This is a genomic window from Microvirga sp. KLBC 81, from assembly GCF_003075415.1.
Taxonomy (GTDB): Bacteria; Pseudomonadota; Alphaproteobacteria; order Rhizobiales; family Beijerinckiaceae; genus Microvirga.
Map to the genome: position 1 here is coordinate 1 of NZ_QDAH01000351.1, position 512 is coordinate 512.

Annotated in this window: 1 protein-coding gene; it reads right to left on the reverse strand. The window is 59.0% G+C overall.

Annotated features, from left to right (window positions below; translation table 11 throughout):
- Nucleotides 1-3: 3 nt before the first annotated feature.
- On the reverse strand, nt 4-150 hold the full coding sequence (locus tag DC522_RS34150) for a DUF1127 domain-containing protein (protein ID WP_116532749.1): 147 nt from the start codon (nt 148-150) through the stop codon (nt 4-6).
- Nucleotides 151-512 lie beyond the last annotated feature (362 nt).

Below are 512 nucleotides of genomic sequence, written 5' to 3' on the forward strand. Positions count from 1 at the left end.
CCGCTATCGCCGGCGAGCGATGCGGTCGATCTGGAAGCGCCTGATGCCGAGGTCATCGAGTTCCCGATCGGAGAGCCTGGACAGCTCGGTGACGGTCGCGCGGTAATGCATGTAAGCACGGATCTGAGCAAGAATCTGGGACACGAACATTTGGAACTCCTGTCAGTTCGCTGGCGTGAGGGCGGCTGTTGTTCCTGCCTGTGCAGTGCAATAGACATATCTGTGCGATGCACAAATGAGCAGGGATGCGAGACCCGAGGCAGGCATGCTCACGATGCATGCTGCTGTCATAAATCGTTAATCGGAGAGCTCACGGGGCATTGCCGGGACGTTCCGGAGAAGGATTTTTCTGCCCATCCCTCCTTTCCCGGGAGAAAGGCAGTGAAGCGCACAGAATTGTTCAGAGTGGGCTCTGCGGGGAGCATGAGAGTTTGCGGGGCAGCCGTTAAGAGGGTCCCCTCCGGAAGGCGGCGATGAAGCCAATCGACAGCCGTGCACGTCGAGCCGAGACC